This is a genomic window from Staphylococcus sp. HMSC070D05, from assembly GCF_001815595.1.
GTDB lineage: Bacteria > Bacillota > Bacilli > Staphylococcales > Staphylococcaceae > Staphylococcus > Staphylococcus hominis.
The window spans coordinates 160,248-166,456 of sequence record NZ_KV821095.1 but is presented as its reverse complement, the minus strand read 5'-3'; the positions used below and the strand labels follow the sequence as shown (position 1 = coordinate 166,456).

General features: G+C 30.3%; 8 protein-coding genes. 4 read left to right on the top strand and 4 right to left on the bottom strand.

Annotation, left to right across the window (positions count from 1 at the left end):
* Positions 1-79 precede the first annotated feature (79 nt).
* Positions 80-709: a hypothetical protein gene (locus tag HMPREF3046_RS02715; RefSeq protein ID WP_070716211.1), complete on the bottom strand. Its 630-nt coding sequence runs from the start codon at positions 707-709 to the stop codon at positions 80-82.
* A 193-nt stretch (positions 710-902) separates the two neighbouring features.
* On the opposite strand from HMPREF3046_RS02715, the gene HMPREF3046_RS02710 reads away from it, so the two are divergent.
* Complete coding sequence (locus tag HMPREF3046_RS02710) at positions 903-1,802, top strand: alpha/beta hydrolase fold domain-containing protein (RefSeq protein ID WP_070716209.1); 900 nt, start codon at positions 903-905, stop codon at positions 1,800-1,802.
* A 51-nt stretch (positions 1,803-1,853) separates the two neighbouring features.
* Here HMPREF3046_RS02710 and HMPREF3046_RS02705 read toward each other — a convergent pair whose 3' ends face one another.
* Together HMPREF3046_RS02705 and HMPREF3046_RS02700 are read right to left on the bottom strand one after the other, a co-directional pair.
* Entirely contained in the window at positions 1,854-2,270 is a 417-nt protein-coding gene (locus HMPREF3046_RS02705) for a hypothetical protein (RefSeq protein ID WP_070716207.1), read from the bottom strand.
* The gene (locus HMPREF3046_RS02700) at positions 2,270-2,749 is read right to left on the bottom strand and encodes a thioesterase family protein (protein WP_070716204.1); all 480 of its coding nucleotides are present in this window, start codon (positions 2,747-2,749) and stop codon (positions 2,270-2,272) included. The genes HMPREF3046_RS02705 and HMPREF3046_RS02700 overlap by 1 nt, the downstream gene beginning before the upstream one ends.
* Positions 2,750-2,870: 121 nt before the next feature.
* On the opposite strand from HMPREF3046_RS02700, the gene corA reads away from it, so the two are divergent.
* Together corA and fni are read left to right on the top strand one after the other, a co-directional pair.
* Positions 2,871-3,818, top strand: coding sequence for a magnesium/cobalt transporter CorA (corA, locus tag HMPREF3046_RS02695; RefSeq protein WP_070716203.1), 948 nt, complete (start codon positions 2,871-2,873; stop codon positions 3,816-3,818).
* A 34-nt stretch (positions 3,819-3,852) separates the two neighbouring features.
* Positions 3,853-4,902 carry a type 2 isopentenyl-diphosphate Delta-isomerase gene (gene fni, locus HMPREF3046_RS02690; protein ID WP_070716201.1) on the top strand — a complete coding sequence of 350 codons (1,050 nt, stop codon included), beginning with the start codon at positions 3,853-3,855 and terminating at the stop codon, positions 4,900-4,902.
* A gap of 61 nt (positions 4,903-4,963) precedes the next feature.
* Here the strand turns inward: fni and HMPREF3046_RS02685 are convergent, their stop codons facing one another.
* Positions 4,964-5,572 (bottom strand): DNA-3-methyladenine glycosylase, encoded by a 609-nt coding sequence (locus HMPREF3046_RS02685; protein ID WP_070716199.1) that lies wholly within the window; start codon positions 5,570-5,572, stop codon positions 4,964-4,966.
* A gap of 286 nt (positions 5,573-5,858) precedes the next feature.
* Between HMPREF3046_RS02685 and HMPREF3046_RS02680 the strand changes: the two genes are divergently transcribed.
* The gene (locus HMPREF3046_RS02680) at positions 5,859-6,185 is read left to right on the top strand and encodes a YnfA family protein (protein WP_070716196.1); all 327 of its coding nucleotides are present in this window, start codon (positions 5,859-5,861) and stop codon (positions 6,183-6,185) included.
* Positions 6,186-6,209: the final 24 nt, after the last annotated feature.

The window sequence follows — 6,209 nt, the reverse complement described above, 5'->3', positions numbered from 1 at the left end:
ATATCATTCCCACTAATTGGGGTCAGTCCAAACGTTCAATACCTTTTTATTTTATTAAATATAAAACGAGATTACATTTCTATTTGATTCTAGGATGACGATTTCTAAAGAAAAAGCTTATAAATAGTAACGCTAAACTACTTGAAAGTAAGATCAGTGCATTGTGAATAGCATTTGCTTCAGTAATAATTTGATTTGGTGCTAAATCTAAGAAAAAGTGATGCAAGTTCTGAGATACTTGCTTTCCTAACATTTGAATTGTATAACTAAAGAAAAAAGCCATCATTAACGAAATAGCGATAACTATGAAATTAATCACTTTTAAAATCGTTCTATTAAATACAATGGTTAAAATTGAAATAATCATGCTGACAATACATAAAACGAAAAATATATTAAAGGCTAGAATAAATTTATCTATTACACCTTGTAAGTTAGCGACTTCACTAATATTAACATTGAGCGGCCCAATCTGAGTAGTTGTATTTTGAAAATTTTTAATCTCAGAGAAATCAATCGCTTGATTTGCAAGAACAAAATTTAGAATAGGTTGTTTATACATGCTATAACAAGTAATCCCTACAAGTATAAGAATGATGATATGTATAATTAAACTTATCCACGAATTTTTCTTTTTACCATAATAAGCTTGTTGGTTAACACGAGCATATGGGGGGCGGTTTGTTTGATATCTATTAGGGTTTTGCATTATTATTACTCCTTCGCCGTCATTCATTTGTTTTCTATAGTTGACTAATTTATACTGAATTTAATGCGCAATAGGCAATTATATGAACTAGATTGCTCATTTTTAATTATATAAATAGTATTATATCGTTTTTTTAGCTGTCTGTAATAAACTTTGATTAATTTTATAAATTTATAAGGTAGGTAAAAATGTTATGAAAACACGTATGGTAAATAGAATTGTTAATAAATATTTACTACATAATCGCTCAATTCAGTTTAAGAGTGAAGACGAGTTCGAATCGTTTATGGAGCGTAGAAAAGATATTAATAGAGCGAAACATAAGCAACCTCCCACTTTAAATGTGAAAGCAAATCTTGATAAATTATCTTTAGGAGATATGCAAGTGTTTAGATTTAATTTTCGTCACGAAACTGAAAAGAAAATTTTGTATATTCATGGTGGATACAACACATTACAACCGTCTCCATTCCATTGGAGATTAATGGACAAACTTGCCCTCAACACTTTATATGAGGTCGTTTTACCGATATATCCTAAAGCACCAGAGTTTCATCTTAAAGATACATTTAAAGCAATTAATAATGTATATGAATCGTTATTAAGTGAAGTTAATAATGAAAACATTGTTATTATGGGTGATGGAACTGGCGGAGCACTTGCACTGAGTTATGTACAACAATTAGTAGAAAATGGCAAACCTTTACCATATAAACTATGTTTAATTTCTCCAATGCTTGATGCAACATTGACAAATCCTCAAATTACTGAAGATTTGGTTGAAAAAGATCGCTTTGTTAATATTCAAGGGCTTCAAAACATAATGAATGTGTGGAGCGATAAAGAACCATTATCAAATTCTTTAATTTCTCCGATATATGGAATAAAACAAGGATTGCCACCAATTATAATGTTTGGTGGTGGTAAGGAAATTTATTATCCAGATATGCAACGTTTGGCATATGAATTGGAAACGCATAATCAATCTATACAATTTTTTGAGTATCCAAAAATGTTTCATGACTTTGCGTTATTCCCAATTCATGAATCTCATAAGGTGATTAAACAAATTAATAAGGCAATTCATGGATAATGTTAAGGACTAAAGTAGAATCGAATGAGATTTTACTTTAGTCCTATATTTTTATATTGAGTATTTATTAACTTGCAATAATAATTCACTAATAATATCATGCTGACCTTTACAATGATAATAAGTATCGAGAGATTGTGCCAATCTTAAATTTTCTTTGGATTCATAAGTTGTAGTATGTAACTTTATTACATTTAAAAGTTGTTTTTCAACGTCTTGAGAATGTCTTTTTAGATTAGCTATTAAATCATTTTCATCCGTAGTCGTTTTAATTTCTCTATCTAATGCTTCTATCGCTTGTTTTTGTCCTTGATAAAAACTGATATTAAATGATCGTTGAATGAGCTCTTGACTTGGTCCATTCATAAATAATGAACGGTTTTCATTTAATTCAATTAAATGTATTTTAAGTGTGTCACTAAGATCAAATAGTGTGTTTTCTAAGATTTCAGAAATAGTGTCTGCCATTATGCTTCTCCTTTCTTTGGAATGCCGATTTGATGTCCTAATGATTTAGGCCAGCGCTTATCATATTGAGAATCATAGTATATTTGGATATTAGATTTATAGTGTGCGGGGAAAGAAGCAGGGCGGCGTGTTAAACGATTAATACCCATCATCATTATTTCGCTTGTTGCAGCTAAAGTTTCATCATTTTTAAATAATTCTAAAAAGAAGTGAACACGTTTTTCATCATAATCATAAATACGAACACGAACTGAAAACGATTCTTCGAAGTGTAATTCCTTTAAATATGTTGTATGTTCTTCGACTGTAAATGTTGTATAATTAAGCGCTTCTCTTTCTTTTAATGATAAACCATTATAATTATTAAATTCACTAATAACTTCACTGAAAACTGAATTATATTCTGCATCGTGCATATGTTGGTTAAAATCGACTTGAGAAGATACTACACTCTTATGAATAATAAATGGATAGTTCATAATATTTTATCCCTTCTTTAAAATTTTATAAAAATACTTTACTAACATAAAATAACACATACACAATATTTAATTCATGGTAGAATGATAACCGTATGGTTAAATAGGAGGAAACAGAAAGATGACCATGATCATTCGATATCAAACTAAGGACGAACCACTAACTCAAGTTGAACAAAGCAGCGATATACCTAATGATGCTACTATTGTATGGTTGGATTTTGAAAATGCAACATCCGATGAAAATGATTTTTTGATTGAAAACTATAACTTTAACTATTTAGAGTTAGAAGATGCCATTAAAGGGGTACCACGAGTTAAATATAAATCTTATGATGATTACCAATATATGGTATTTCATAGTATGCATAAAGATAATTTTACTCCTATAGCATTGAATGTATTTCTAGACGGAAAAACATTAATTACTTATCATCAACATCATTTTGAATCGTTAATGGAAGTTGTCAAGATGAATGCTCGTAAACATGATCCAGATTTAGATTGTGCTGATATCGTTATACATATCCTTGATATGATGGTAGATAAATATTTTGATTTTGTTTATACCATTGAAGATGAGGTATACAACTTTGAAGATGCGCATGTAGATGATACACATAGTAAAAAAGTAATGGATAATGTCTTTCAATTACGTTCTAATCTTATAAAAATAAAACGTGTATTATTTCCAATGCAGGAACTTGTGAATACAATTAAGACTGAAGGTAACTTAATTGTAGATTATAAACATTCAATGTATATTCAACATATTGATGATCATATTATTAAACAAAATAATATGATTAGAACTTCTCAAGAAATGACAAATGAAATTCGAGAAAATTTTGAATCTTATTCTTCTTTTAGAATGAATAGTATTATGCAAGTATTGACACTCGTGTCAGTTATATTTTCTCCTTTAACATTTATAGTAGGCGTATATGGAATGAACTTTGAATATATGCCAGAGTTAAAATGGCATTATGGTTATTTTATTTGTTTAACTATCATGTTACTCATTTCAATTGCATTAATTCTCTTCTTTAAAAAGAAAAAGTGGTTTTAATATAGAACATAGTTTAAGGAAAGTAGGTTGTTACATGAGAGATATCCAAAGAGAGCAAAGAAAAAATGAACATGTAGAAATTGCAATGGCACAACATGATGTCCCTCAGTCAGATTTTGATCGTATGAGGTTTGTACATCATTCAATCCCAAATATCAATGTGAATCAAGTGAATTTAACGAGCCATACTTCAAATTTTGATATGACATTTCCTTTGTACATTAATGCAATGACAGGTGGAAGTGATTGGACTAAGACAATTAATGAAAAGTTAGCAATCGTTGCTAGAGAAACAGGCTTAGCTATGGCTGTAGGATCTACACATGCAGCTTTAAGAAATCCTAAGATGGCTGAATCATTTAGCATTGTACGCAAAACAAATCCTGAGGGCATTATATTTAGTAATGTAGGTGCAGATGTACCAGTAGATAAAGCTGTTAAAGCAGTTGAATTATTAGATGCACAAGCTTTACAAGTACATGTGAATGCACCACAAGAATTAGTGATGCCAGAAGGAAATAGAGAGTTCTCGACATGGTTAGAAAATGTGGAAGCAATTGTTCAACGCGTGAGTGTACCTGTTATCATTAAAGAAGTAGGATTTGGCATGAGTAAAGAATTACTACAATCTTTAGTAAATATAGGCGTGAGGTATGTAGATGTGAGTGGAAAGGGTGGCACTAATTTTGTCACAATAGAAAATGAGCGTCGTTCAAATAAAGACATGGATTACCTTTCAAATTGGGGTCAATCGACTGTAGAATCATTACTTGAAAGTATAAGTTATCAAGATAAACTAAATGTATTTGCAAGTGGTGGATTACGAACACCTCTAGATGCAATTAAAAGTTTAGCTTTAGGTGCAAAAGCTGTTGGCATGTCACGTCCATTTTTAAATCAAGTTGAACATGCTGGTATTACTAGTACCATTGAATATGTAGAATCATTTATAGACCATATGAAATCTATTATGACAATGCTAGATGCTAAAGATATTAATGATTTAAAACAAAGTAAAATTGTTTTTGATAGTCAGTTAATGTCTTGGATAGAACAAAGACATTTAAAAGTTGAACGTGGATAATATTAATCGCTTTTGAAGAAGGAGTACCTTTTCAAAAGCGATTTTTTTATTGAATGAGGTGTTACTTCCATGTTTCTTCTGGTAATAGACAATCAGATTTTCTCACTCTAGAGACATATGGATTTCCTTTAACAGTATATCTTAAGTGTTTTTCTGTCCATTCACCTTTATTTGGGATACCTATACGTGGACTTTCTTCAATTGCTCTAGGAAATTTTCTATTCTTTACATCAATAGATAAACGACATTGATTAATTGTTGAACCATCTATTGTTCTAGGAATATTAAATGCTTTTGTCCACTTTCCCGGACCATTTGTAAGTTCAAAACCAGATTTATTTCGGTTGATTTTCATAGATTCGACACCATCTTCAGGTTCAACTGCACGTATTAAGACACCTTCTGGGATACCTTCTTCACGTGTTACTAAATTAATAAGTAAATGCGTATGCATAACGTGGCCATATATTGTTCCACCACGTTGATATAAAGAAGTGACTTTAGGCGTTTGTTTTCCACCAAATCCATGCGCTGCTTTATCTTTAAAACCTAAATAAGCTTCAGTTTCGACGATATAGCCACTATAAGTTTGTATATGATCTTGATAACTAATTTTCACGCCTAATAAAGATTTAGCCGTTTCAATTGTTGGTTTATTTACAAAGTCCAATATAAATACCTCTTTCTTTAAATGAATCATTTGGATGCTTGTCTAAATTTTTTAATAATTTTATTATAGTGGAAAATGTTAGAGTTAGAAAATATTAAATGCATTAATAAAGAACATTTAATAGATAACGTTTACATTTTTAAATTTATATAAAACCTATGGAATATTAATTAAAAAAGTGTAACAATATGTATTGATGATATAGTCAAAGTTTAAAAGTAATAGATGAAATTTAAAGTAGTTTGCTACAATGAAACTAACTTTTTAAAAGTTGGTGAATAAACAAATGATATATTCAATTTTTATTTTTGTATTATCAGGTCTCTGTGAAATTGGTGGAGGCTATCTAATTTGGTTGTGGTTAAGGGAAGGGCAATCAAGTTGGTTAGGATGTATTGGTGGACTAGTACTTATCTTATATGGTGTGATTGCTACATTTCAAGTGTTTCCAACCTTTGGACGTGTCTATGCAGCATATGGTGGAGTGTTTATTATAATGAGCATCATATGGTCATTTGTATTTGATAAACAAATTCCAGATAAGTATGATATCTTAGGTGCTGTTGTATGCATTGTTGGCGTATTAATAATGATTTTACCAAATAGAGCCTGATCAAGCGTGTTGAGAGGGAGACGT

Excerpts from the sequence above, each read along its gene's own strand:
- HMPREF3046_RS02715 (WP_070716211.1), bottom strand. The coding sequence starts at position 709 with ATGCAAAACCCTAATAGATATCAAACAAACCGCCCCCCATATGCTCGT.
- HMPREF3046_RS02710 (WP_070716209.1), top strand. The coding sequence starts at position 903 with ATGAAAACACGTATGGTAAATAGAATTGTTAATAAATATTTACTACAT.
- HMPREF3046_RS02705 (WP_070716207.1), bottom strand. The coding sequence starts at position 2,270 with ATGGCAGACACTATTTCTGAAATCTTAGAAAACACACTATTTGATCTT.
- HMPREF3046_RS02700 (WP_070716204.1), bottom strand. The coding sequence starts at position 2,749 with ATGAACTATCCATTTATTATTCATAAGAGTGTAGTATCTTCTCAAGTC.
- corA (WP_070716203.1), top strand. The coding sequence starts at position 2,871 with ATGACCATGATCATTCGATATCAAACTAAGGACGAACCACTAACTCAA.
- fni (WP_070716201.1), top strand. The coding sequence starts at position 3,853 with ATGAGAGATATCCAAAGAGAGCAAAGAAAAAATGAACATGTAGAAATT.
- HMPREF3046_RS02680 (WP_070716196.1), top strand. The coding sequence starts at position 5,859 with ATGATATATTCAATTTTTATTTTTGTATTATCAGGTCTCTGTGAAATT.